The sequence below is a fragment of the Streptomyces sp. SAS_281 genome, assembly GCF_052542855.1.
The window spans coordinates 1-24436 of record NZ_JBMNDO010000120.1; the positions used below are offsets into that span (position 1 = coordinate 1).

Annotated in this window: 22 protein-coding genes; 11 read left to right on the forward strand and 11 right to left on the reverse strand. The window is 72.0% G+C overall.

The genetic code is table 11. From position 1 onward, the window contains the following. Positions 1–50 precede the first annotated feature (50 nt). The gene (locus ACN6LM_RS31455; protein ID WP_445068819.1) at positions 51–605 is read right to left on the reverse strand and encodes a hypothetical protein; all 555 of its coding nucleotides are present in this window, start codon (positions 603–605) and stop codon (positions 51–53) included. Positions 606–769: 164 nt separating this feature from the next. After that, on the reverse strand, positions 770–1537 hold the full coding sequence (locus ACN6LM_RS31460; protein WP_445068820.1) for a bestrophin-like domain: 768 nt from the start codon (positions 1535–1537) through the stop codon (positions 770–772). Between ACN6LM_RS31460 and ACN6LM_RS31465 the strand changes: the two genes are divergently transcribed. The 3 genes from ACN6LM_RS31465 (at position 1515) to ACN6LM_RS31475 (ending at position 5648) form a co-directional block, all read left to right on the forward strand. After that, positions 1515–1637, forward strand: coding sequence for a hypothetical protein (locus tag ACN6LM_RS31465; RefSeq protein WP_445068838.1), 123 nt, complete (start codon positions 1515–1517; stop codon positions 1635–1637). The two genes, ACN6LM_RS31460 and ACN6LM_RS31465, sit on opposite strands and share 23 nt — an antisense overlap. A 1021-nt stretch (positions 1638–2658) precedes the next feature. Beyond that, positions 2659–3477, forward strand: coding sequence for an SAM-dependent methyltransferase (locus ACN6LM_RS31470; protein ID WP_445068821.1), 819 nt, complete (start codon positions 2659–2661; stop codon positions 3475–3477). Continuing rightward, positions 3474–5648: a putative bifunctional diguanylate cyclase/phosphodiesterase gene (locus tag ACN6LM_RS31475; protein ID WP_445068822.1), complete on the forward strand. Its 2175-nt coding sequence runs from the start codon at positions 3474–3476 to the stop codon at positions 5646–5648. Before ACN6LM_RS31470 ends, ACN6LM_RS31475 begins: the two co-directional genes overlap by 4 nt. A gap of 21 nt (positions 5649–5669) precedes the next feature. On the opposite strand, the gene ACN6LM_RS31480 is transcribed toward ACN6LM_RS31475, so the two are convergent. Beyond that, positions 5670–6575, reverse strand: coding sequence for a LysR family transcriptional regulator (locus tag ACN6LM_RS31480; protein ID WP_445068823.1), 906 nt, complete (start codon positions 6573–6575; stop codon positions 5670–5672). Positions 6576–6670: 95 nt separating this feature from the next. Between ACN6LM_RS31480 and ACN6LM_RS31485 the strand changes: the two genes are divergently transcribed. The 3 genes from ACN6LM_RS31485 to ACN6LM_RS31495 are packed head-to-tail and all read left to right on the forward strand — an operon-like array spanning position 6671 to position 10072. Next, positions 6671–7378: a succinate dehydrogenase gene (locus tag ACN6LM_RS31485; RefSeq protein ID WP_445068824.1), complete on the forward strand. Its 708-nt coding sequence runs from the start codon at positions 6671–6673 to the stop codon at positions 7376–7378. A 1-nt stretch (position 7379) separates the two neighbouring features. Beyond that, positions 7380–9329, forward strand: coding sequence for a fumarate reductase/succinate dehydrogenase flavoprotein subunit (locus ACN6LM_RS31490; protein ID WP_445068825.1), 1950 nt, complete (start codon positions 7380–7382; stop codon positions 9327–9329). Beyond that, positions 9326–10072 (forward strand): succinate dehydrogenase/fumarate reductase iron-sulfur subunit, encoded by a 747-nt coding sequence (locus tag ACN6LM_RS31495; protein WP_328903840.1) that lies wholly within the window; start codon positions 9326–9328, stop codon positions 10070–10072. The genes ACN6LM_RS31490 and ACN6LM_RS31495 overlap by 4 nt, the downstream gene beginning before the upstream one ends. A 54-nt stretch (positions 10073–10126) precedes the next feature. Here the strand turns inward: ACN6LM_RS31495 and ACN6LM_RS31500 are convergent, their stop codons facing one another. Together ACN6LM_RS31500 and ACN6LM_RS31505 are read right to left on the reverse strand one after the other, a co-directional pair. Then, the gene (locus ACN6LM_RS31500) at positions 10127–11896 is read right to left on the reverse strand and encodes a glycosyl hydrolase family 18 protein (protein ID WP_445068826.1); all 1770 of its coding nucleotides are present in this window, start codon (positions 11894–11896) and stop codon (positions 10127–10129) included. A 246-nt stretch (positions 11897–12142) separates the two neighbouring features. After that, positions 12143–14566: an ABC transporter gene (locus ACN6LM_RS31505; protein ID WP_445068827.1), complete on the reverse strand. Its 2424-nt coding sequence runs from the start codon at positions 14564–14566 to the stop codon at positions 12143–12145. 90 nt (positions 14567–14656) lie between these two features. Here ACN6LM_RS31505 and ACN6LM_RS31510 point away from each other — a divergent pair, with 90 nt between their 5' ends. Next, a complete protein-coding gene (locus ACN6LM_RS31510) occupies positions 14657–15142 on the forward strand; it encodes a phosphatase domain-containing protein (RefSeq protein ID WP_445068828.1) in 486 nt (161 codons plus the stop codon). A 36-nt stretch (positions 15143–15178) separates the two neighbouring features. Here ACN6LM_RS31510 and ACN6LM_RS31515 read toward each other — a convergent pair whose 3' ends face one another. Then, the gene (locus ACN6LM_RS31515; protein ID WP_143622752.1) at positions 15179–15394 is read right to left on the reverse strand and encodes a dodecin; all 216 of its coding nucleotides are present in this window, start codon (positions 15392–15394) and stop codon (positions 15179–15181) included. A gap of 201 nt (positions 15395–15595) precedes the next feature. On the opposite strand from ACN6LM_RS31515, the gene ACN6LM_RS31520 reads away from it, so the two are divergent. After that, the gene (locus ACN6LM_RS31520; protein WP_445068829.1) at positions 15596–16852 is read left to right on the forward strand and encodes an extracellular solute-binding protein; all 1257 of its coding nucleotides are present in this window, start codon (positions 15596–15598) and stop codon (positions 16850–16852) included. A 56-nt stretch (positions 16853–16908) separates the two neighbouring features. Here the strand turns inward: ACN6LM_RS31520 and egtD are convergent, their stop codons facing one another. From egtD to egtA, 4 genes are read right to left on the reverse strand one after another with little or no spacing between them, the layout of a single operon-like run. Continuing rightward, complete coding sequence (gene egtD, locus ACN6LM_RS31525; protein ID WP_445068830.1) at positions 16909–17871, reverse strand: L-histidine N(alpha)-methyltransferase; 963 nt, start codon at positions 17869–17871, stop codon at positions 16909–16911. After that, positions 17868–18623 (reverse strand): ergothioneine biosynthesis protein EgtC, encoded by a 756-nt coding sequence (gene egtC, locus ACN6LM_RS31530; protein WP_445068831.1) that lies wholly within the window; start codon positions 18621–18623, stop codon positions 17868–17870. Before egtC ends, egtD begins: the two co-directional genes overlap by 4 nt. Further along, on the reverse strand, positions 18623–19957 hold the full coding sequence (gene egtB, locus ACN6LM_RS31535; RefSeq protein ID WP_445068832.1) for an ergothioneine biosynthesis protein EgtB: 1335 nt from the start codon (positions 19955–19957) through the stop codon (positions 18623–18625). Before egtB ends, egtC begins: the two co-directional genes overlap by 1 nt. Further along, positions 19954–21273 carry an ergothioneine biosynthesis glutamate--cysteine ligase EgtA gene (egtA, locus tag ACN6LM_RS31540; RefSeq protein WP_445068833.1) on the reverse strand — a complete coding sequence of 440 codons (1320 nt, stop codon included), beginning with the start codon at positions 21271–21273 and terminating at the stop codon, positions 19954–19956. Before egtA ends, egtB begins: the two co-directional genes overlap by 4 nt. A 147-nt stretch (positions 21274–21420) precedes the next feature. Here egtA and ACN6LM_RS31545 point away from each other — a divergent pair, with 147 nt between their 5' ends. Beyond that, a complete protein-coding gene (locus tag ACN6LM_RS31545) occupies positions 21421–22248 on the forward strand; it encodes a TIGR02452 family protein (RefSeq protein WP_445068834.1) in 828 nt (275 codons plus the stop codon). 78 nt (positions 22249–22326) lie between these two features. On the opposite strand, the gene ACN6LM_RS31550 is transcribed toward ACN6LM_RS31545, so the two are convergent. After that, on the reverse strand, positions 22327–22794 hold the full coding sequence (locus tag ACN6LM_RS31550; protein WP_445068835.1) for a type II toxin-antitoxin system PemK/MazF family toxin: 468 nt from the start codon (positions 22792–22794) through the stop codon (positions 22327–22329). A gap of 76 nt (positions 22795–22870) precedes the next feature. Between ACN6LM_RS31550 and ACN6LM_RS31555 the strand changes: the two genes are divergently transcribed. Together ACN6LM_RS31555 and ACN6LM_RS31560 are read left to right on the forward strand one after the other, a co-directional pair. Continuing rightward, complete coding sequence (locus ACN6LM_RS31555; RefSeq protein WP_445068836.1) at positions 22871–23893, forward strand: LacI family DNA-binding transcriptional regulator; 1023 nt, start codon at positions 22871–22873, stop codon at positions 23891–23893. Between the two features lie 127 nt (positions 23894–24020). Next, positions 24021–24347, forward strand: coding sequence for a hypothetical protein (locus ACN6LM_RS31560; RefSeq protein WP_445068837.1), 327 nt, complete (start codon positions 24021–24023; stop codon positions 24345–24347). The last annotated feature ends 89 nt before the right edge of the window (positions 24348–24436 follow it).

Consider the following 24436-nt stretch of genomic DNA (forward strand, 5'->3'; position numbering starts at 1 on the left):
CCGATCTCAGGACCCGGGGCGACTCTCGTTGCCCATTCCGCTCGTACCGGTCAGTGCGAGTGGCTCTCCCTGCGGCGGCGTACGAAGAACACGACACCTGCCCCGGCGGCCACGGCGAGCGCGGTGCCCGCCACGATCTCACCGGCGTTCACGCTGTCGATGCTGCCGCCCAGACCGCCCTGCACACCGGCCGGCGACGCCGTGGCGGCCGCCGTGCTGGTCGAGCTCGTGGTGGGCGTGCCCGTGGCCGCGCTGACGGTGAGGTTCACCTTGGCCGTGGAGCTGGGCGAGGTGTTGCAGATGAACGTCACCTCGTAGGCGGCGCCCGGCTTGGCGTCCCAGTCGACGGTGGCCTGGGCGCTGCCGTTCATCGGGATGGTGACCGTGTCGAACACCCCCGAGGACGCCGTGGCCGTCGTCGAGCAACCCCGGGCCGCCAGGGTGACCTTGCCCCCGGGCGCGACCACCGACGGCGTCACGGTGTATCCGTTCCCGCCGCCCGACGGACCGCCCGCGGTCGCGGCGTACGCGGTCACGGCCGGGCCGGTCAGGGCGAGTGCGGCGGCGCCGAGCAGAGCGACGGGGGCGACACGTATTGCGCGCATGGTGAGTCCTCCGGGTCCCCGAGGAGCAGCTGCGGAACGGATTTCCACAAAATGTCAGAAATGCACCTCGAATGCAGCCCACGCTAGAAGTGGTGCATTTCGCCCGCGATCGGGGTCCGGCGAATGGGGCACCGCTGTCCCCCGGGCGGCGCACCGGTCCTCGGTCAACCGTCCGCCGCCCCTGGGAAGAGGTCGAGGAAGGGGGCGGCGGTGGCGGAGAAGCCGCGTCCGAATGGGGAGTCGAAGTCCCAGATCAGGAAGAGGAGGAAGGCGATCAGCACGCTGAAGAGCCCCGCGAGCAGGAGCTCCCGGAACGTCCGGCGGATCTGCAGGGTGAAGATCAGCCCCACGGTCACCAGGGCGCCGATGATCAGCCCGAACCACACCACCCCGGGCATGGTCGCGCCCGCGCTCTGCCCCCGTGAGCTGCGGGCGTCGTCGGCGGCGGCCACCTGGTCCACCAGGGGCTGGTAGGCCTCGCCCTCGTGGTCCGTCTTCGGCCGGTAGTCCGTGACGTCGGCGCGTACCTTGTCCAGCAGCTCGGTGCCGCGGTCGCTGAGACTCCCGTGCTCGGTCATCGTCCGCCACTCGTCGTGCACCACATAGCTCACGTACGCGTCGACGTCGGCCCGGATGCGGGTGCGCACCTCCTGCGGGTAGACGGCGGAGCGCGCGCTCACCTCGTGCAGGGCCTGGGCCTCCTGGCGTACGTACTCCTGCGCGGCGCTCCGGCCCTCCCAGACGCCGGCGATGGCGAGACCCAGCACGATCGCGTAGATCACTCCGATCATCATCGTCATGTACTCGATGACGTCGGGGGTTTCGGAGGGGTCGTCGTCCTCCGGGAGTCTGCGGTTGCTGAGAACGGCGATGGTCAGGACGACGGCGGTGGCCGCGACCATGGCGAGCGTGAGGACGAGCCATTCCGACATGGGCGTCTCCGGGATTCATCGGGAGCGGGGGCGCAGCACGGCGACGGCGAACACCGCGGGCGCCGTGATCATCAAGGTGAGCGTGACCAAGGAGGTGTGACGCTGCGGCGCCTTCCGTACCGGTCTGCGGTAGGCGGGGAGCGCGATGTGAACGGAGGGCGAGGGTCGCACCGATGGCGAAGGGCTCGGCTTCGGCTTCGGCTTCGGGGCCGGGGCGGGGGCCGGTGGCGGGGGAGGCGGCGGCGGTGGCGGTGGGGGTGGCGCAGGTTCGGGCTCGGGTGCCGGGGGTGGCGGAGGCGGTGGTGGCGGTGCCGGTTTCGGGGGCGGCGGTGGCGGAGGGGGCGGCTTCGGTTTCGGTGTGGGCGTCGGAGTGGGCTCCGGCTCAGGGCCGGCGAAACAGCTGTCGTCGCCGCTGACCGCCACCGCCGTTCCGCCGTCGTCCTCCCCGATGGACGCGTACGCGCAGCTGTCGGCGGTCGCGGGGGTGGGGGCGGTCAGCAGCCAGGTGAGCGCGAGCGCCGCGGCCAGCCGCCAGAAGAGTGATCCGTACACGACCGGGAGCATGTTCCGGTCCGTGCGGCGGCACGCCGGACCTCCTCCGGATTCGCCTGATGGAGGGGACCTGGGGTGCGCGGGGTTTGGCGCCGGTTAAATGGAACAGGCGCATGCGGGTCCCGGTCTCCGGAAATGGCCGATTGTCGACCCCCTCCCCGGGAATGGCGCCAAAGGGTGCGTCACCGGTCCCGCGCATTCCCGGCCTCGGCGCGGCAAGGGGGAGGAGCGCGGCGGTCCGCGAGCGCCCGGACGCTCCCGCCCCGCTCCGGAGGCTCCCGGCCCGGGAACGCCAACGTCCGTGGCCCTGCGGGCACATGGTGCCCGGCCTCCGCCGACGCGCACTTCGCTGACATGCCAAAGTAGTCCGGGAGTGAACTATTCGATCCCTCTCGCGCGGCGAATGTGACGGGCAGCGACGACTCGGTTGCACATGCCATGAGAGTGTGACCAATAACGGACGGCTAATTTCCGTTTCCGCTCGCTCTCTTGGCGGACGATCAGTAGCCTCTGGTCCACACTGACCATGGACATGGCCGGATCGCCGTGGCGACTTGTTGGAGACATCGATGGAGCGTCCCGCCTGGGCACCGCAGGGCATTGACATTTCGGTGCCGAGCGTGTCCCGAATGTATGACTTCTATCTGGGCGGCTCGCACAATTTCGAGGTGGACCGGGAAGCGGCCCGGAAGGCCATGGAGTTCATGCCGGGACTTCCCAAGGTCATGCAGGCGAACCGGGCCTTTATGCGCCGCGCGGTGCGCTACGCGCTGAGCGAGGGCGTCGGCCAGTTCCTCGACATCGGCTCCGGGATACCCACCTTCGGCAATGTGCACGAGGTCGCCCAGGCGATCGACCCCGCCGCCAAGGTCGCCTACGTCGACCACGACCCGGTCGCCGTCGCGCACAGCCAGGCCGTCCTCGAAGGCAACGCCGGCGCCACGATCGCCGCGGCCGACCTGCGCCGCCCCCAGGAGATCCGGGACAGCCCCGAGGTGAGCAAACTCCTCGACTTCGACCGCCCGGTGGCGCTGCTGCTCGTGGCCGTCCTCCACTTCATCGAGGACGCCGACGACCCGCAGAGCGCCGTCGCCGCCCTCCGCGACATGCTCGCTCCGGGCAGCCTCCTGATCGTCACCCACGCCGCGTACGAGGGCATTCCGCTGAGCCGCGAGGAGGCAGGCGGCGCGGTCGGCGTGTACCGGAACATCCGCAACCCCCTGATCATGCGCACGCGCGACGAGGTCGCCCGCTTCTTCGACGGCTACGAGCTGGTCGAGCCCGGCCTCGTCGCGATGCCGGAATGGCGCCCCGAGAACGCCGCGGCCCCCGAGAACGAGGACCCATACGCCTTCTCGGGCATCGCGGGAGTGGGACGCAAGGCGTGAGCATTCCCGCCCAGCCGTCCGGCGCCCCGGAGGCGGCGCCCGACGGCCCCGAGGACCGGCTCCGGAGATTCGCCACCATCTGGAGCCGGGCCATCTTCCCGTCGACGGCCACCTCCCTGACCCGGACCGAATTCGAGCAGCACCTGCTGCCGCTGGCCCGTACGCTCAGCGAGACCCTGCACGCCCGCCCGTTCGACGCGGCCGCGGCGACCGGGGTGGGGGGCGCGCTCGTCGCCGCCCACTGCACCGACCCGGACGCGCTGAGCTCCACGCTCGGCGTGGTCGACTCGTACCTGGTGCTCTACTGCGGCAGCAACGGACCGGCGGCCCTGACCACCGAGGACAGCCGGTCCCGCTGCGCCCGCATCCAGCACGCGGTGGCCGCCGGCTTCACGCAGGCCCTGCGCGAGCGGACACTGGCCGAGCAGGAGGCCATCGCCCGCTCGGCGCTCACCGCCCGCTCCCACGCCGAACAGGCCCTGCACGCCACCGAGGCACGGTTCCGCGCCGTCTTCAAGGACGCGGCCATCGGCATCGGCATCGCCGACCTCGACGGCAACGTGCTGGAGGTCAACGACACCCTCACCCGGATGTTCGGCGGCCTGGAGAACCACGTCCTGAGCCACCGCGTCAACGAGTGGGTCCACCCCGAGGACTCGCCGCAGGTCTGGAAGTACTACAACGAGCTGGTACGGGGCGAACGCGAGCACTACCGGGTCGAGAAGCCGTACTACCGCAACGACGGCACCGTGCTGTGGACCAATCTGACGGTGTCGCTGCTGCGCGACGCCGAGGGGCGGCCCGAATACCAGCTGGCGCTGCTGGAGGACACCACCGAGCGCCGCCTGCTCAACCTCCGCCTCCGCTACGAGGCCACCCACGACGCGCTCACCGGCCTGCCCAACCGGACGCTCTTCTTCGAGCGCCTGGAGAAAGCGCTCTCATCCGGCGACGACAGCCGCTTCGGCCTCTGCTACCTGGACCTGGACGGCTTCAAGGCGATCAACGACAGCCTCGGCCACGCGGCGGGCGACCGGCTGCTCGTGGAGGTCGCGGACCGCCTCCAGAGCTGCGTGACCGCCTCCGGCGAGATGGTCGCCCGGCTCGGCGGTGACGAGTTCGTGGCGCTCACGACGAGCTTCGACAGCCCCGCCGAGGTGGACGAACTCGCCTGCCGCATCCTCGGCGTCCTCGGCACACCCATCCGGATCGACGGGCGCGAGCTGACGGTGCGCGGCTCGATCGGCGTCGTCGAGGGCCCCGCCGGGGAACGCAGTGCCGCCGAGGTGCTGCGCAGCGCCGACATCACCATGTACCGGGCCAAGTCCGCGGGCGGCAACCGCTTCGAGCTGGCCGACGCCGAGGCGGACGCCCGGGCCATCACCCGGCACGGCCTCACCACGGCGCTGCCGGCCGCCCTGGAACGCGGTGAGTTCTTCATCGAGTACCAGCCGCTGGTGCACCTGGGCGACGGTACGGTGCACGGCGCGGAGGCCCTGGTGCGCTGGTGCCATCCGCAGCACGGGGTGCTGGGACCCGACCGGTTCATCACGCTGGCCGAGCACACCGGGCTCATCGTGCCGCTCGGCCGCTGGGTCCTGGAGGAATCGGTTCGGCAGGCCAACTTCTGGCAGGAACGGCACACCGACGGCGGCCCGCTGCGGATCAACGTCAACCTCTCGCCGGCCCAGCTGCACCACCCGCAGCTCGTCGCGGAGACCGTCGAGGTCCTGGAGCGCTCCGGGCTCGAAGCGGGCGCGCTCTGCCTGGAGGTCACCGAGTCGGCGCTCATCGGGGCCGACGAGGACGTGCTGAAGCCGCTGCGCCAGCTAGCCGAGATGGGCGTCGACATCGCGCTGGACGACTTCGGCACCGGCTACTCCAACCTCGCGAACCTGCGCAGGCTGCCGGTGAGCGTGCTGAAGCTGGACCGGTCCTTCACCCAGGGGATGCAGCACCATCCGGCGGACCCGGTCGACCTGAAGATCGTGGAGGGGATCGTCTCGCTCGCGCACAGCCTCGACCTGGCGGTCACCGTGGAGGGCGTCGAGACGGCCGCCCAGGCCGAGCAGCTGCGGCAGCTGGGCTGCGACACGGCCCAGGGCTGGTACTACGCCCGCCCCGGTGCCCCGGACCGCATCCACTCGCTGCTGCTGGCCGACGCGGTGTGAGCCGGGCGGGCGCGGTGGGCCTCAAGGGCTCGCCGCGCCCGTCGCCCGCCCCGCCAGCAGGACCCGCTGGAGCTCGCGGGCCGCGCGCGGCGGGGCCACGTCGCTGCGATGCGCCAGCGCGATGGTGCGGCGCAGCCCGGGCCGGGCCAGCGGGGTGGTCCGCAGGTCGGCACCGGACCGGGCCGCGACCATGGCCGGGACGACCGCGATGCCCAGGCCCGCGCGGACGAAGCCGAGCACCGCGTCCATCTCGCCGCCCTCCACCGTGAACGACGGCTCGAAGCCCTCCGCACGGCAGGCCGCCACCGTCAGCTCCCGCAGGTCGTAGCCGTGCCGGAACATCACCAGCGGCTCGCCCTCCAGATCCGCGATCCGGACCCGCCCGCCCCGGCCCGGCCGGGGGCGCTGCGCCGACGAGACGACGACCAGGTCCTCCTGAAGCAGCTCGACGGTGGTCAGCGCCGGTGACGCGGCCGGCAACGGCAGGACCACCAGAGCCAGATCGAGCGCCCCGCGCGCCAGCTCCCGTACGAGATCGTGCGAGCCGCCCTCCTCCAGCAGCAGCTGGATGCCCGGGTGCAGGTCGTGGAAGGCGCGCAGTACCTCCGGCAGCAGACCCGTGCACACACTGGGCGTCGCCCCCAGCCTCACCCGCCCCCGGCGCAGCTGGGCGAGCTCCTGCACCTCGTGGCGCGCCGTGTCGGCGTCGGCCAGGATGCGCCGGGCCAGCGGGAGCAGCGCCTCGCCCGCGTCCGTCAGGGCGATGTTGCCGCGTGCCCGGCTGAACAGTTCGGCGCCCAGCTCGTTCTCCAGGGCCCGGATCTGCTGGGAGAGCGAGGGCTGCGAGACGTGCACCTCCTCGGCGGCGCGGGTGAAGTGCCGGGCCTCGGCGACGGCCACGAAATAGGTGAGCTGCTGGAACTGCATCACCCCACGCTACCCCGCCTCATAGGCAGGGGCTATGGAGATCAGCTGTTCCATGACTTGGACTGATCGGGTCCTCCGGCCCTAGCGTCGTGTCCATGGCATTGGCAACCCGGACGGACCGACGGCCGTCCATGACGCGTACGCTCTGGGGCTCGACCGTCGGCAAGAAGGCGATCATGGCCGTCAGCGGCCTGGTCATGCTCCTCTACCTGGTCGTCCACATGGTCGGAAACCTGAAGATCTTCTTCGGGGCCGGCGAGTTCAACGGCTACGCGCACTGGCTGCGCGTGATGGGCGAGCCGTTCCTGCACCACGAGTGGGCGCTGTGGATCGTGCGCGTGGTGCTCGTCGCCGCCGTGGTGCTGCACGCGGTCTCCGCGTACCAGCTCAGCAGGCGCGATCTGCGGGCCCGGCCCAGCAGGTACGTGCACAAGCGGCCGCGCGCGAGCTATGCCACCCGCACCATGCGCTACGGCGGGGTCATCCTCGGGCTGTTCATCGTCTGGCACATCCTGGACCTGACGACCGGCACCGTGCACTCCGGCGGCTTCCAGTCCGGCCACCCGTACCAGAACGTCATCGATACCTTCTCCACCTGGTACGGCAATGCCATCTACATCGTCGCGATGCTCGCCCTGGGGCTCCACGTCCAGCACGGGTTCTGGAGCGCCGCGCAGACCCTCGGCGCCGGCCGCGCGAGCCGCGACCGCGCCCTGAAGACCCTCGCCAACGTCCTCGCGCTGGTGCTGACGGTGGGCTTCATCTCCGTACCCGTCGCCGTCATGACCGGAGTCGTGAGCTGACATGAACGACTACACGCATTACACGACCGGCGAACCCGTCGCCGACACCAAGGCCCCCACCGGCCCCGTCGCGGAGCGCTGGGACACCCGCCGCTTCGAGGCCAGACTGGTCAACCCCGCCAACCGGCGCAAGCACACCGTCATCGTCGTCGGCACCGGCCTGGCCGGCGGCTCGGCCGGCGCGACCCTGGCCGAACAGGGCTATCACGTCGTCCAGTTCTGCTTCCAGGACTCGCCCCGCCGCGCCCACTCCGTCGCCGCGCAGGGCGGCATCAACGCCGCCAAAAACTACCGCAACGACGGCGACTCGGTGCACCGCCTCTTCTACGACACGGTCAAGGGCGGCGACTTCCGCTCCCGCGAGTCCAACGTGCACCGGCTCGCCCAGATCTCCGTCGAGATCATCGACCAGTGCGTCGCGCAGGGCGTCCCCTTCGCCCGCGAGTACGGCGGCCTCCTCGACAACCGCTCCTTCGGCGGCGTGCAGGTCTCCCGCACCTTCTACGCGCGCGGCCAGACCGGACAGCAACTGCTCCTCGGCGCCTACCAGGCGCTGTCCCGGCAGATCGCCGCCGGCAACGTCGAGCTGCACCCCCGTACCGAGATGCTCGACCTGATCGTCGTCGACGGCCGGGCGCGCGGCATCGTCGCCCGCGACCTCGTCACCGGGAAGACCGACACCTACTTCGCCGACGCCGTGGTCCTGGCCAGCGGCGGCTACGGGAACGTCTTCTACCTGTCGACCAACGCGATGAACTCCAACGCCACCGCCGTCTGGCGGGCCCACCGGCGCGGCGCCTACTTCGCGAACCCCTGCTTCACCCAGATCCACCCCACCTGCATCCCGCGCACCGGCGACCACCAGTCCAAGCTGACGCTGATGAGCGAGTCGCTGCGCAACGACGGCCGCATCTGGGTTCCGAAGGCCAAGGGCGACACCCGTCCCGCGAACGAGATCCCCGAGGACGAGCGCGACTACTACCTGGAGCGCCAGTACCCCTCCTTCGGCAACCTGGTGCCCCGCGACATCGCCTCCCGCGCCGCGAAGAACGTCTGTGACGAGGGGCGCGGTGTCGGCCCCGGCGGCCAGGGCGTCTACCTGGACTTCGCCGAGGCCATCGGGCGGATGGGCCGGGCCAAGGTCGAGGAGAAGTACGGCAACCTCTTCGACATGTACGCCCGGATCACCGCCGAGGACCCGTACGTGACGCCGATGCGGATCTACCCGGCCGTGCACTACACGATGGGCGGACTCTGGGTCGACTACGACCTCCAGACCACGATCCCGGGACTCTTCGCGATCGGCGAGGCCAACTTCTCCGACCACGGCGCCAACCGCCTCGGTGCCTCCGCGCTGATGCAGGGGCTCGCCGACGGCTACTTCGTCCTGCCGTCCACCATCAACGACTACCTCGCCCGCAACCCGCACCACGACGACATCGACGCCTCGCACCCCGCCGTGGAGGAGGCCGTCGCCGAGACCGAGGACCGGCTCAACCTGCTGCTGGCCGTCGACGGCGACCGCACCCCCGACTCCTTCCACCGCGAGATCGGCGAACTCATGTGGGAGTACTGCGGGATGGCCCGCAACGAGGAGGGGCTGCGCACCGCGCTCGCCCGGATCCCGCTGATCCGCGAGGAGTTCTGGCGCCGCATCAAGGTGCCCGGCACCGGCGACGAGCTCAACCAGTCGCTGGAGAAGGCCAATCGCATCGTGGACTACCTGGAGCTCGCCGAGCTCATGTGCCTCGACGCCCTGCACCGCGCCGAGTCCTGCGGCGGCCACTTCCGCGAGGAGTCCCAGACCCCGGACGGCGAGGCCGCCCGGCGCGACGAGGAGTTCTCCTACGGCGCCGCCTGGGAGTTCACCGCCACCGGCGAGGCCCCCGTCCTGCACAAGGAAGACCTCGTCTTCGAGTACGTCCACCCCACTCAGCGGAGCTACGCATGAAGCTCACCCTGCGCGTCTGGCGCCAGAAGAACGCCGACGCCCCCGGCGCCATGTCCACGTACGAGGTGGACGGCATCTCGCAGGACATGTCGTTCCTGGAGATGCTCGACACCCTCAACGAGGAACTGATCCTCGCCGGTGACGACCCCGTCGCCTTCGACCACGACTGCCGCGAGGGCATCTGCGGCGCGTGCAGCCTCGTCATCAACGGCGACGCGCACGGCCCGGAGCGGACCACGACCTGCCAGCTCCACATGCGCGCCTTCCACGACGGCGACACCATCGACATCGAACCCTGGCGCGCCTCGGCCTTCCCGGTCGTCAAGGACCTGGTCGTGGACCGCTCGGCCTTCGACCGGATCATCCAGGCCGGCGGCTACATCTCCGCCCCCACCGGTACGGCCCCCGACGCGCACGCCACACCGGTGCCGAAGCCGGACGCCGACTTCGCCTTCGAGCACGCCGAGTGCATCGGCTGCGGTGCCTGTGTCGCGGCCTGCCCCAACGGTTCGGCGATGCTCTTCACCTCGGCGAAGGTCAACCACCTCAACGTGCTCCCGCAGGGCGCCCCCGAGCGGGAGACCCGGGTGCTCGACATGGTGGAGCAGATGGACAGCGAGGGCTTCGGAGGCTGCACGCTCACCGGTGAGTGCGCCACCGCCTGCCCCAAGGGCATCCCGCTGCCGTCGATCTCGGCCATGAACAAGGAGTGGCTGCGGGCGACCCGCAAGGCCCGCCGCTGAGCCGGCGCACCGCCGAGGGCCCCGGAGGCCGCCCGCCTCCGGGGCCCCACGCGGTCAGGACTTGGTCACGGAGAGGTCGTCCCCGTACACCGTGCCCTGGCCGTACCAGCCGTGCAGGTAGACCGTGACCGAGCCGCTGGAACCGGTGGTGAAGGTCACCGACTGCTTGGTGTAGCCGCTCGACAGGCCCCAGGTGCTCGCCGTCGCGCCGCCCCGGACGCCGAGGTAGGCGTAGTTCCCCTGGACGTAACCCTGGAGGGTGTACGTGGTCTTGGGGGAGAGGTTGAGCGTCTGGGCGCACTCGCCGGTCTGCGACGAGGTGGCCGCGACGGACAGCGCGTGCGCACCGCCGTGCACCGGCGAGGAGACGACCGCGCCACCGGACTGGCAGGTCCAGGGGCCCAGCGCGCCGGTCTCGAAGTCACCGTTGACCAGCGACCCCGTGCCACCGCCGGCACCGGGCACCGTCAGGGTGAACGGGGCCGCGTGGCTGAGGGTGCCGGAGGTGCCGGTCACCCTGACGGTGTAGGTGCCGGGGGCCGCCGACGCCGAGGCGCTGAGCGTCAGCGTGGCGGAGCCGCCCGCCGTCACCGAGGTCGGGCTGAGCGTGGCGGTCACCCCGGCCGGGGTGCCGCTGGTGGTCAGCGCGACCGTCTTGGCGGCTCCCGAGGTCACCGCGGTCTTCACGGTGGCGGTCGTCGACCTGCCCGGCTCGACCGTGGCCGAGGAGGGGGTCACGGCCACCGAGTAGTCGTCGGTCACCGGGCCGCTGCCGCCGCCGGTGAACGGGGCGAAGGTGTGGGTGAAGTACCAGGTGTCCTGCGCGATGCCGGAGCAGGTGTCGCTCCCGCCGGTGCCGGGGCAGCCGCCGTTGTCGCGCTGGAGCGCCCAGAACGACAGGGTGTTGACGCCCTTGGAGACGGCCCAGTCGTACACCACGGGCGCGTTGGCCGTGGTGAAGGTCTCGGCCGGTCCGTAGTCGTCGATGCCGGGCATCTCGATGATGCCGGTCATGCCCCACAGCTGGGCGTCGGTCTTCGACGGGTACAGCGAGGCCAGCTGGCCCTTCAGCCCGGTGATGGACGTCTGGGTGTCCTTGGCCATGTCGTGCGCGGCGCCGTCGTAGTAGTCGAACGTCATGAGGTTGACGACGTCGACCTTGGTGCCGTTGGACACCGCGTTCTCCAGCACCGCGAGCCCGGACTCGGCGAGCCCGTGCGTGGTGGTGGGCAGGGTGTACGAGATCTGGAGCGGGCGCCCACTGGCGGCGGCCCAGTCCTGGACCTTCTTGAGCGCCTTGTTGCGGCGGTCGATGCCGGCGCTGTTCGTCAGCGAGTTGTCCTCGATGTCCATGTCGAGGCGGGACACGTCGTAGGTCGTGATGACCTTCTCGTACGCGGCGGCGATCGAGTCCACGCTGGTGCAGCTGTCGGCGATCTCGGTTCCGGTGTTGTCCGCGGTGTAGCCGCCGAACGACGGGATCACGTCGCCGCCGCGCGACCGCATCGTGGTGAAGTCGGCGCCGAACTCGGACTGGGCGATCGGCATACCCGAATCGCCGTTCCAGTACGGGGTGCAGGAGCCGCGGGACTCCGTCTGGATGAAGGCCATGGTCAGGTACTTGGCACCGGACGCCTGGGCGAGCGCGGCCGGACTGTCGCCGTTCCACGCCTCGAAATACGGGGCGAAGACGTGCGCGGGCATGGGGGTGGCGGCGGTGGTGGCGGCCTGCGCGCCGGCGCCTGATCCGAGGACCAGACCTGCGGACGCGACGGCGGTGGCCAAGGCGCTCAGGACGGCGCCGACAGTTCTTGGACGTCTCATGGGGAAGCTCCCAGCGGGGTGGGACGACGGGCGGATGCACGGCTCGGCCGCGCCCGGTGAGGGGCGCGGCCCGTTCCTGTGATTCCCGGCCGGGGTCACATGCCGCACGGCTGCGAACGACCGTGTGGCATGCCCATGATTGGTATGGACCAGATAACTGTCAACATTCTTTACTGTTTCATTTCCCTTGCCCGCACCAGCCGTCAACCCGTCCGGTCTTCACGCGAGTTGAGGCCGGCCGACCGGTCAGGCAAGTCCCAGGGCCGCCCGCAGGTACCCCGCCGTACGGCTCCCGGGCGCCCGCGCCACCTCCACCGGAGGCCCCTCGGCCACGATCCGGCCGCCCCGGTCACCGCCGTCCGGGCCGAGGTCGACCACCCAGTCCGCCCCCGCGACCACGGCCATGTCGTGCTCCACGACCACCACCGTGGAACCCGCGTCCACCAGCCCGTGCAACTGGCGCATCAGCACCTCGACATCGGCCGGATGCAGCCCCGTCGTCGGCTCGTCCAGCAGGTACAGCGTGTGCCCCCGGCGCGTCCGCTGGAGCTCCGCCGCCAGCTTGATCCGCTGCGCCTCGCCGCCGGACAGCTCCGTCGCGGGCTGCCCGAGCCGCAGATAGCCGAGCCCCACGTCCAGCAGCGTCCCCAGGCTGCGCGCGGCGGCCGGGGTCTCCGCGAAGAACCCGGCCGCCGACTCCACGGTCAGGTCCAGCACCTGGGCGATGTCCAGCCCGCGCAGCGTGACATCCAGCGTCTCCGGGTTGTACCGCGCGCCGTGACAGTCCGGGCAGGGCGCGTACGTGCTCGGCAGGAACAGCAGCTCCACCGAGACGAACCCCTCGCCCTGGCACGTCTCGCACCGCCCGCCGGGCACGTTGAACGAGAACCGCCCGGCCCGGTACCCCCGCTCCCGCGCCAGGGGCGTGGCCGCGAACAGCTTGCGCACCACGTCGAACAGGCCGGTGTACGTCGCCAGGTTGGAGCGCGGCGTACGCCCGATGGGCCGCTGGTCCACCTGCACCAGCCGGTCCACCGCGTCCAGCCCCTCGGCGCGGGCGTATCCGGTCACCACCTGCTCCCGCTCGCCGGAGTCCGGCCCGGCGCCGCGCCGGTCCGCGAGCGCACCCGCGAGCACCTGCCCCACCAGCGTCGACTTGCCGGAGCCGGAGACCCCGGTCACCGCCGTGAACACGCCCAGCGGGAACGCCGCGTCCACCCCGCGCACGTTGTGCCGCTCCACCCCGTGCAGCCGCAGCCACCCCGAGGGCGCGCGGACCTCGCGCGGCGGGGGCGGCGCGTCCGGGAAGAGGAAGCGCCGGGTGGCCGACTCCACGACCCCGGCGAGCCCGGCGGGCGGCCCGCTGTGCAGCACCCGGCCGCCGTGCTCACCGGCCAGTGGCCCGACATCCACGAGCCAGTCCGCCTGCCGCACCACGTCCATCTGGTGCTCCACCACGAAGACCGTGTTCCCGGCCTCCTTCAGCCGCCCCAGTACCGCGAGCAGCGCCTCGGTGTCCGCCGGGTGCAGACCGGCGGACGGCTCGTCCAGGACGTACACCACGCCGAAGAGCCCCGCGCGCAGCTGGGTCGCCAGGCGCAGCCGCTGGAGTTCGCCGGAGGAGAGCGTGGGCGCCGTGCGATCCAGGCTCAGGTAGCCGAGGCCCAGTTCGGTGACGGTCCCGATGCGGGCGAGCAGGTCCGCCGTCAGCACCCGGGCGGTTCCGTCGCCGCCCGCCGCCGCGAGCACGCCGGCGAGTTCGGTGAGCGCCAGGCCCGCGAGCTCCGCGATGGTGCGCCCCGCGAACGTGACGGCCATCGCCTCCGGCCGCAGCCTGCTGCCCCCGCACACCGGACAGGGCTCGCTGGTCAGGAAGCGCTCGGCCTTCGCCCGCAGGGTGGCGCTCTTCGAGTCGGCGAACGTGTGCATGACGTACCGCCGCGCGCTCATGTACGTGCCCTGGTAGGGCCGTTGGATGCGCCCCGCCTCGCGCACCGGATGGACGGTCGCCACCGGCTGCTCGTCGGTGAACAGGATCCACTCCCGGTCGGCCGGGGCCAGTTCCCGCCACGGCCGGTCCACGTCGTAGCCGAGGGCGTCCAGCACATCGCGCAGATTCTTGCCCTGCCAGGCCCCCGGCCAGGCGGCGATCGCGCCCTCCCGGATCGACAGCTCCGGGTCCGGGACCAGCAGTTCCTCGCTGGTGCGGTGGACCCGGCCGAGGCCGTGGCAGCGGGGGCACGCCCCGGCGGCGGTGTTCGGCGAGAACGCGTCCGAGTCCAGCCGCTCGGCGCCCTCCGGATAGTCCCCGGCCCGTGAGAACAGCATCCGCAGCGAGTTGGAGAGCGTGGTCACCGTGCCCACGGACGACCGGGCGCCCGGCGCCGATCTGCGCTGCTCCAGCGAGACGGCCGGCGGCAGCCCGGTCACCTCGCCGACGGCAGGCGCGCCGACCTGATGGATCAGCCGCCGGGCGTAGGGGGCCACGGACTCGAAGTAGCGCCGCTGGGCTTCCGCGTAGATCGTGCCGAAGGCCAGCGAGGACTTGCCGGAGCCGGAGACGCCGGTGAAGACGGTGAGGGTGTCGCGGGGGATGTCGACGTCGGCGTTCCGCAGGTTGTGCTCGCGGGCGCCTCGGACCCGGACGTACGGATCGTGGGGCGAGGTCATGGGGGAGGGGTCTCCGTACTCGGTGCGGGTCGGCCGGCCGGTGGTCGTGCCGGTTCGCCGGATGGCGCCGCCGCTTGGTTTGCTGGCCGCATGAGAAACGACGTCCGGCCGGTGGCCGTGTTCGATCTTGACGGTACGCTCGCCGACACCGCGCACCGCCAGCACCATCTGGAGGGCCGCCGGAACTGGGCCGCCTTCTTCGCCGCAGCCGTGGACGACCCGCCGCTGGACGAGGGCGTACGGCTCGCGCTGAGCAGCGCCGAGGAGTGCGAGATCGTCTACCTCACCGGGCGGCCGGAGCGGTGCCGCAAGGACACCGTGGCCTGGCTGGCCCGGCAGGGGCTGCCCGAGGGGCGGCTGCACATGCGGCGCAACGACGACCGCCGGCCGGCGCGCCGGACCAAGCTGGAGATCCTGGAGCGACTCGGCCGCGACCGTACCGTGCGCATGCTCGTGGACGACGACGAACTGGTCTGCGACGCCGCCGAGCTGGCCGGATTCACCGTCGTGCGCGCCCGCTGGACCCCGGCCTCGCCCGCGCTGAGGGACGCGCAGGAGCGCGAGGGGCGCACCTGAACCGGTCGCCCTCGCGCGGGGTGACGAGTCGGCGCGTCACTTCGGGTCGTCGAGCCGGAAGCCCACTTTCAGGCCGACCTGGTAGTGCGCGATTCGGCCGTCCTCGATCTGCCCGCGCACCTGGGTGATCTCGAACCAGTCGAGATTGTGCAACGTTTCCGAGGCTCTTGCGACACCGTTGCGAATCGCCTCGTCCACGCCCTCCTGGGAGGTTCCTACGATTTCGGTGACACGATACGTGTGATTTGACACGGTTTGTCTCCTCTCGTCCTTACCAAGGTGCCCTACCTCGGCCCGGTTCGCGAGAGGTCGCGGACACCGCGCCTGTCCGGAACGCCGCTTGACCAAAGTATTGGTCCATACCAAAATCCAGCCACGCCCGTGCGAGCGCAGCCCGCAGTCCCCCACACCGGGTCCGCAAATTTCGTCCTGCCGTTCCGCAGAAGGTGAACCGTGAAAAACCGCATGCTCGTCGGAGCTGTCGCCCTTGTTTCCACTGCTGCGCTGGGTGGCTGCGGAGTGATCCCCGGAACTGGCGGCTCCGGTGACAAGAAGGTCACGATCTGGCTGATGAAGGACAGCGTCACCGCCGACTTCCTGGACCGTTTCAAGAAGTCGTACGAGGACGAGCACTCCTCGGTCGAACTGGAGTTCAAGATCCAGGAATGGGGCGGCATCGGCCCCAAGGTCCTGGAGGCACTCGCCGGCAAGGACACTCCCGACGTCATCGAGGTCGGCAACACCCAGGTCGCCCAGTACGCCGACAGCGGCAATCTGCGCGACCTCACCCTCGAATCCATGCGTGACCTGGGACGAGAGGACTGGCTGCCCGGTCTCGCCGAGCCGGGGAGCATCGGCGGCGTCCAGTACGGCATCCCGTGGTACGCGGCCAACCGCGTGGTGATCTACAACAAGGACATCTTCGAGGACGCGGGTATCAAGAACCCGCCGAAGACGCGCGCGCAGTGGATCACCGACACCCAGAAACTGAACCGCGACGGAATCCAGGGCATGTACCTGCCGGGGCAGAACTGGTACGTCCTCGCCGGGTTCATCTGGGACGAGGGCGGGCAGCTCGCCAGCGAGGAGGAAGGCGACTGGGAGGGAACTCTCGACACGCCCGCCGCGCTCAAGGGCATGCAGTTCTATTCCGAACTCCAGGCGCTGGGCGACGGGCCCAAGGACGCCGACGAGGAAAAGCCCCCGCAGGCCAATGTGTTCGCCGAGGGGAATGTCGCCCAGATCATCTCCACCCCCAGCACGGCGACCCTGATCGAGAAGAAGAACCCGGAACTCAAGGGAAAGCTCGGCTACTTCCCGATTCCCGGCAAGTCCGCCAAGACGCCCGGCTCGGTGTTCACCGGCGGCTCCGACCTGATCGTGCCGCAGAAGTCCGACCAGCGCGCCGCCGCCTACGAGGTCATCAAGGCGCTGGCCGGGGCCACGTGGCAGGAGGACCTCGCCAAGACGATGAGCTACGTGCCCAACAAGCCCTCCCTGGCCCATGTCATCGAGGGCGAAGAGAGCACCGCCGCGATGGCCGAGGGCGCGGCGCAGGGCCACGCCACGCCCAACTCCCCGCAGTGGGCCGCGGTCGAGGCCGACAACCCGATCAAGTCGTACATGACGGCGGTCCTCCAGGGCGGTGACCCGGCGACCGAGGCGAAGACGGCCTCCGAGAAGATCACCGCGGTGCTCGCCGGCAGCTGACCTCCGGTACGGGTACGGGACCGGACACCACCGGCCCCGTACCCGTACCGTCCCGGTCAGTCCACCGTGGACAGGGACAGCGCGAACCTGCCCTCGCTGTCGGTCCACCAGTGCGCCAGGCGGAGCCCGGCCCCGGCCAGCTCGCCGCGCACCCCGTCCTCGCGGAACTTCGCGGACACCTCGGTGCGCAGCTCCTCACCCGCCTCGAAGGGCACCACCAGATCCAGTTCCGGAATCTTCACCGTCAGGGACCGGCGGGCCCGTAGCCGCATCTCGATCCACTCCTCCTGCGGATTCCACCGCGCCACATGCGCGAAATCCTCCGGGGCGAAGTCCGCGCCCAGCTCCCGGTCGACGACCGACAGCACGTTGCGGTTGAACGCCGCCGTCACCCCCGCCGCGTCGTCGTACGCCGCGACCAGCACCTCCTCGTCCTTCACGAGATCCGTGCCGAGCAGCAGCGTGTCCCCGGGCACCAGCAGATCGCGTACCGACTTCAGGAACACCGACCGCTCACCCGGCAGGAGGTTGCCGAGGGTGCCGCCCAGGAACGCCACCAGCCGGGGCCCGGGCGTGTCCGGCAGCGACAGCCCGGCGGTGAAGTCGGCGATCAGCGCGTGCACGGACAGCCCCGGCCGCTCCTTCAGCAGGGCGTCCGCCGCGCCGCGCAGCGCGCTCTCGCTGACGTCGACCGGCACGTAACTGCGCAGATCCGTCAGGGCGTCCAGCAGATACCGGGTCTTCTCCGACGAGCCGGAACCCAGCTCGACCAGGGTGCGGGCGCCGGAGGCTGCGGCGATCTCGCCCGCCCGGTCGATCAGGATCTCCCGCTCGGCGCGCGTCGGATAGTACTCGGGCAGACGGGTGATCTCCTCGAACAGTTCGCTGCCCCGGGCGTCGTAGAACCACTTGGGCGGCAGCGTCTTCGGGCGCCGGGACAGGCCGTGCAGGACATCGGCGCGCAGCGCCGCGTCCGTCGCGTCCTCGGGCAGGGTGCGGGTCAGCAGGAAGGGACTCACGTGCGGGGCTCCTTCAGCGGGGTCAGCAGGACGTCGCCGGCGGTCGCGGTCAGCAGGGTGCGGTCGGGTACCTCGTACCAGCGGGGGTCGTCGTCGTACGGCTCCGAGGCGACGACCGTGCGCCGGCCGGGCTCGGTGAGATGCCACAGGGTGTCGCCCCAGGCGGTCGCCACGATGGTGCGGCCGTCGGTCAGCAGCAGGTTGAGCCGGGAGCCCGGCGCCGCCTCCGCCACCTCGGGCACCGTGTCCGCCACGGCCTGCGCGAGCGGGTCGCCGGTCGCGAGCCGGTGCCGCACCAGGGCCCACACCAGGGCGGAGTCGCTGCGCGCCGCGAGCCGCAGCAGCTCGGCCGGGGGCAGGGTGGCCGCCACGGACGCCATCGAACCGGGCCAGCCCAGCACCGCGCCGTTGTGGCTGAACAGCACCTGGTCCGCGGCGAACGGCGCCGCGGCCGCCTCGCCGTCCGGATCGGTGCCGGTCGCGTCCCGGACCGCGGCGAGCAGGGCGTGGCTGCGGACCACCCGGACCAGATCGGCGAAGGTCTGGTCGCCCCAGACGGGGCCCTGGCGCCGGTAGCGGCCCGGAACCGGGTCGCCCTCCGCGTACCAGCCGACCCCGAAACCGTCCGCGTTGACCGTGCCGTGGCGCTGGCGGCGGGGCTCCCAGGACTGCCGCACCAGGGAGTGCGCCGGTCGTGACAGCACCTCGCCCAGGGCGACCGGCGGCCCCAGGTAGGCGATGTGCCGGCACATCAGAGGTCCCTCGCGGTACGGAACCCGGCGAAGATCTGCCGCCGGACCGGCAGGTCCCAGTTGCGGAACGTGCCCCGGGAGGCCACCGCGTCCACCGCGAACGAGCCGCCCCGCAGCACCTTGTGCTCCGGACCGAAGAAAACCTCCGAGTACTCGCGGTACGGGAACGGCGCGAACCCCGGGTACGGCAGGAAGTCGCTCGCCGTCCACTCCCACACGTCACCGATCAGCTGACCCGCCCCGCACGGCGCCCGCCCGGCCGGGTACGCCCCGGCGGGCGCGGGCCGCAGATGGCGCTGCCCCAGATTGGCCCGCTCCGGCGTCGGGTCCTCGTCGCCCCACGGATAGCGGCGCGAGCGCCCGGAGACGGGATCGTGGCGCGCCGCCTTCTCCCACTCCGCCTCGGTCGGCAGCCTTCGGCCCGCCCAGCGCGCGTAGGCGTCGGCCTCGTACCAGCTGACGTGCACCACCGGCTCGTCGTCCGGCACCGGCTCGGTCACCCCGAAACGCCGCCGCAGCCACTGCCCGGCCTCCTGGTGCCAGAACAGCGGAGCGCCCAGCTCGTGCTCCCGGACCATCGCCCAGCCCTCGGGCGCCCACCAGCGCCGCTCGCCGTAACCGCCGTCCTCGACGAACGCCCGGTACGCGCCGCACGTCACCGGAGCCGTGTCGATGACGAACCCGGGAACGTCCCGCCGGTGCGCGGGGCGTTCGTTGTCCAGCGCCCACGGCTCGGCCGACGTGCCCATGGTGAACGGGCCGCCGGGTACCAGGACCTCCGCCGGCAGGGCCGGGGCGCCGGCCGCCGGGCGCGGCGGCTCCGGCGCCGTCAGGGCGGCCGGGCCGGACCGCAGCTGATGCGTGATCAGCATCGTCTCGTCGTGCTGCTGCTCGTGCTGCGCGATCATCCCGAAGGCGAAACCGGACCTGACCAGCGCGGGCCCGTCACCGAGCGGGGCGGACTCCAGCACGTCCAACGCCCTGCCGCGCACCTCCGAGGCGTACGAGCGGGCCTCGTCGGGCGCCAGCAGCGGCAGGGACGGCCGGGTGGCGCGCGGATGCTCGAAGGCGTCGTAGAGCCCGTCGATCTCCGGGCGCATCGCCTCCCGTCCGGCCACACCGCGCAGCAGCCACAGCTCCTCCTGGTTGCCGATGTGCGCCAGGTCCCAGACCAGCGGCGACATCAGCGGCGAGTGCTGGGCGGTCAGTTCGTGGTCGTCGACGCTGTCGGTGAGGAGCGCGGTGCGCCTGCGGGCGGTGAGCAGCGCGGCGAGCGCGTGCCCGCGCAGCGCCTCGGCGTCCCCGGCGTGCGGGGGCGCGGGGGATTCGGTCATGACAGGGTCCCCTTCGGATGGGCCGGGCGGCGCGCCCCGCCCGTGGTGAGCAGATCCCGCAAGTCGTCGGCCGGGCATCTGCCCCGGGCGACGAAGCGGTCGTGGAAGCCGGCGACCGCGTCCCGGACCGCGACGCTCGCGCCCAGCCGGGGCAGCGCCTCCAGGGCGAGCCGGAAGCAGGCGTCCGCCGCCTGGCGCAGCTCCGGGTCGGCCAGGCCGTCGCGGGCGGCCGCGGTCCACAGCGGATTGCGCGGGGCGGCTTCCGCACCGGCCGTCTCGGCGAGCGGCTTCACGGTCCGGTACACCGTCTCCGCTGCCTCCGGGTCGTCGAACAGGGCGGTCGTGACCGCGAGGGGCACGATCCAGCCGTCGTCGCCGGACTGCGCGTCGATCATGCGCAGCTCCAGGTGCCCGCGCGGCCGGGCCGGCGGGAACAGCGTGGTGACGTGGTAGTCGAGGTCGCTCCGGTCCGGGCTGCGCCCGGTCGCCCCGGACCGGATCCAGCCGCGGAAGGTGAGCCCGTCCGGCACGTGCCACGGCGCCTCGCCCCGTACGCACAGCACGGGCGTGTCCAGGACGTGCGCGGCCCAGGCGTCCCGGGGCGGCAGCAGCCCGTCCGGGGCCAGTGTCCGCTTCGGGTCCAGGCCGGCCCACAGCGCCTGGCGGGCGGACCGCCAGGGCGTCGGCCCGCCTCCCCGGAACGGCGAGTTGGCGAAGGCCGCCACGAGGACGGCGCCCAGCAGATGGGCGAGCCGCCAGCGCCGCGCGTACCCGAGCGGGCCGGGCTCCTCCTCCCCGGCGTCCAGGCAGACCTGGACCGAGGCGGTGGTGCACATCATGGCGCGGCCGGCCGGGCCCCACCGGTCGAAGGCCGTCTCCATGGCCTCGTACCGGGGCTCGCGCAGGAGCCGGCGCGGTGTCTGCCAGGGATCGACGCCCAGGCCCGCCGGAGCCAGGCCAAGGCCGTCGAGGGCGGCGCGTACGGCGGTGAGATCGGCGGCGGTGTCCTCGACACACGCCATCAGGGAAGGGGCGGGGCGCGAGCTGAGTTCCAGCTGGCCGCCGGGTTCGAAGGTGAGCGCCGCGCTCAGGGGCAGCGCCCGGACGGCCGTTGCGGCCGCCTCCAGCAGGTGGGGCGGGACGGTGCGATGCGGTTGGTCACGGTCGTGCAGCAGCCATTCCAGCTCGACCCCCACCGTGCGCGGGGGCCCCGTCTTGAAGCAGATGCCGCGCAGTAAATCCTCCGCCTCGCCCTCACCGAGGGGCGGGGCCTGACCAGGGGGCGGACCATGGCCGCCGGGTGTCTCGGATGACATGCCGGGCCTCCTTGTTCCGGTGCGTCCGTCCTACCCAAACCGCTGTTGAGGCATCGCACAAGAGCGCCTTCTTCGCCGGATATTCGCTTGCGTGTCCGGGAGGAGAACGCCGATCATGCCCCGTATGCACCATAAGGGGGAGGGCCGGTGAGCGCCCGGCTGCGCGGGATCGCGCGCGAGACGGAGGCCATCGTCCGGACGGGTTCCTACCGCGCCGGAGACGGGCGCGAGATCAGCATCGGGAAGGACGTGGCGGCCGCCCTCGCGGGGACGCGGCTGTACGGCCCCGAACTCGTGCCGACGGTCCCCGGCCGGGACCGGACCCCGGTCATCGAGGTCACCGGCGAGAGCAGCCTGCAAGCGGCCGCCCGGATGACCCGCGAACGGCCCGGCGAGGTCGCGGTCCTGAACTACGCCTCCGCCCGCAATCCCGGCGGCGGCTACCTCAACGGCGCCCAGGCCCAGGAAGAGGCCCTGTGCCGGGGCTCCGCGCTGTACGCCACCCTGCTGCGGGTGCCCGGCTTCTACGCCCACCACCGCGCCGAACGCAGCGCGTTCTACACCGACCGGGTCATCCACTCACCCGGTGTGCCGGTGTTCCGCGACGACCGGGGCCGGCTGCTCGACGCCCCGTACGCGGCCGGATTCCTCACCTCCCCGGCCCCCAACGCCGGGGTCATCCGCGCCCGCACCCCACAGGACGCCCACCGCGTTCCGGCCGCGCTCGCCGCCCGGGCCGAACGGGTGCTGGAGGTCGCGGCGGTGTGCGGCTACCGCAGGCTGGTCCTGGGCGCCTGGGGCTGCGGCGTGTTCCGCAACGACCCGGCGGAGGTGGCGGGCGCGTTCCGCGCGCTGCTCACCGGAGAGGGCCGGTTCGCGGGCCACTTCGAGCAGGTCGTCTTCGGCATCCTCGGCCGCGACGACGAATCGCCCACCCGAGTGGCATTCGACCGGGTGTTCGGCGAATGGGGCTGACCCTCACCCTGAAGCCGAGGGTGAGAGCGGGGGTCGCGCACGCCGGGCGGGAGGTGTGAGGGGCACGCCAGGACGCCCTCACGTCCAGCCGTACCGCTCCCTCAGCCGCCCGGCTACCAGGTCGAACCTGGCCTGGTCCAGGGCGCACGCCTCGCGCCGCATCCCGTCCTCGTGCACCCGCAGCACCCGGTCCAGATCCACCCAGGACTGACGCCCCGAGCTGTCCCAGGGGCCCGCGCCCAGCGCCACCCACTCCCGGTCCATGTCGTGCTGCTTGCTGGACAGCTGCACGGCCAGCAGCGTGCCCGCCGCCTCCCGCGCCACGACCAGGACCGGCCGGTCCTTCCCGCGCCCGTCGTTCTCCTCGAACGGCACCCAGGTCCAGACGATCTCGCCGGGGTCGGGGGCGCCGTCCCGGTCGGGGGCGTACGAGGTGCGGACCGGGCCCGCATCGCGCGGATCGGCCTGGGCGGTCGCTGCGGAACCGGTCCGGCCGGGGAACGCGCCCGGCTCGTCATAACTGTCGCTGCGGTGCTGGATGGTCATCGCAACACCCTAGGCGGTCCGCCCGTACAGCCTGCGCGCCGGTGCGTCGCAACGGTCTGGAAGACTGCCCGGAGCCATGAGTCAGTTACCCGATCAGCCCTCCGAAGGCCCCGTCCCGACCAGCGCCGACGTGGCGCGGCTCGCCGGCGTCTCCCGGGCCACCGTGTCCTACGTCCTCAACAACAACGCGCAGGTGCGGATCAGCGATCAGACCCGCCGCCGGGTACGGGAGGCAGCCGACGAACTCGGCTACGTACCCCACGCCGCCGCCCGCACCCTGCGCGCCGGCCACTCGCGCATGGTGCTGCTGCCCACCGGCAACGTGCCGACCGGCCCCCTGCACCTGCGCTTCCTGCGCGACCTGGAGGCGGGGCTCCGGCGCCTCGACTACACGGTCGTCCAGTACGGCTCGCTCGGCCTCAACGCCGACGACGCCGCCCGGGCCTGGGCGGAACTGCGCCCCGCCGCCGTCATCGTGCCTGGCTCCGTCCCGCTCGCCCCGCGCGGCACCGCCGTGCTCCGGCGCTCCGGAGCCAAGGCGGTCATCACCCTGGGCCCCCACCCGGTGGAGGGCGCCCACGCCCTGATCATGGATCAGCGGGAGGTCGGCGGCTGCGCGGTGCGCCATCTGCTGGAACGCGGAAGGCGCCGTATCGGCGTGGTGATGCCCGAGGACCCCGCCACCGCGCTCTTCGCCGTCCCGCGCCTGGCCGGCGCCCGGGAGGCCGCGCTGAACGGCGGCGCCCACGTCGAGGTGCTGCCGCTGCGCTACGAGGAGGAGTCGGCCGCGTCCCTGGCCGCCCGCTGGCCTGCGCTCGGCCTGGACGCCGTCTTCGCGTACGACGACACCTACGCGATGCTCCTGATGCGGGCGCTCCAGGACGCCGGCATCGGGATACCCGCCGAAGCCGCCGTGGTGGGCGCCGACGACTCGATGCTCGGGCGGCTGCTGCGGCCGAGGCTCAGCAGCGTACGGATGGAACTGGCGACCGCCCAGCCGCTGGCCGACCTGGTGGACCGGCTGGTACGCCACCCGAGGACCCCGCCCGAGCGGCACGACCTGCTGCGCGCCCGCACGGTACGACGGGAATCCAGCTGAGCCGGCCCGACGGCATGCGCGGCGCACCGCCCGTGCCCAAGGGCGGTCCCGCAACTCCCGGCGGGCGGCATCCGACGCCGCGCGCTGATCCACCAGAAATTGCGGGACAGCCCTTAGCGTCGTGACCATGAGCGATCCGCAGAGCTACGAAATCCTCATCGTCCCCGAGTTCACCGACGACAAGGCCCCCGCGGCCGGAGAAGGCGCGACGGGGGCCAGCGTCAGGGGCGCGGCGGCCAGGGGCTCCGACGGCGGGGGACCGGGCGCCGCCATCCGGTCGGCCGTGGTCACCGCCACGGGTGAGACGGGCGAGACCGGCTATCCCCGGTACGCGGGGGACGGCATGGTGGCGGACATCGACCCGAGGACCAAGGCCGTAGAGGGCCTCCTCGTCGACGGGTCGGAGCTCGCGTACGGGCTCTCGGCCCGGGTCGCGGAGCGGGCCACGCCCTAGGTGTATTGACCCGCAGGGTTGTTGACGCGGGTGATTGGGGGCCGGCCTCCGAGTGCGGTGTGGCAGCGATGGTAGTTGTAGCTGTGCAG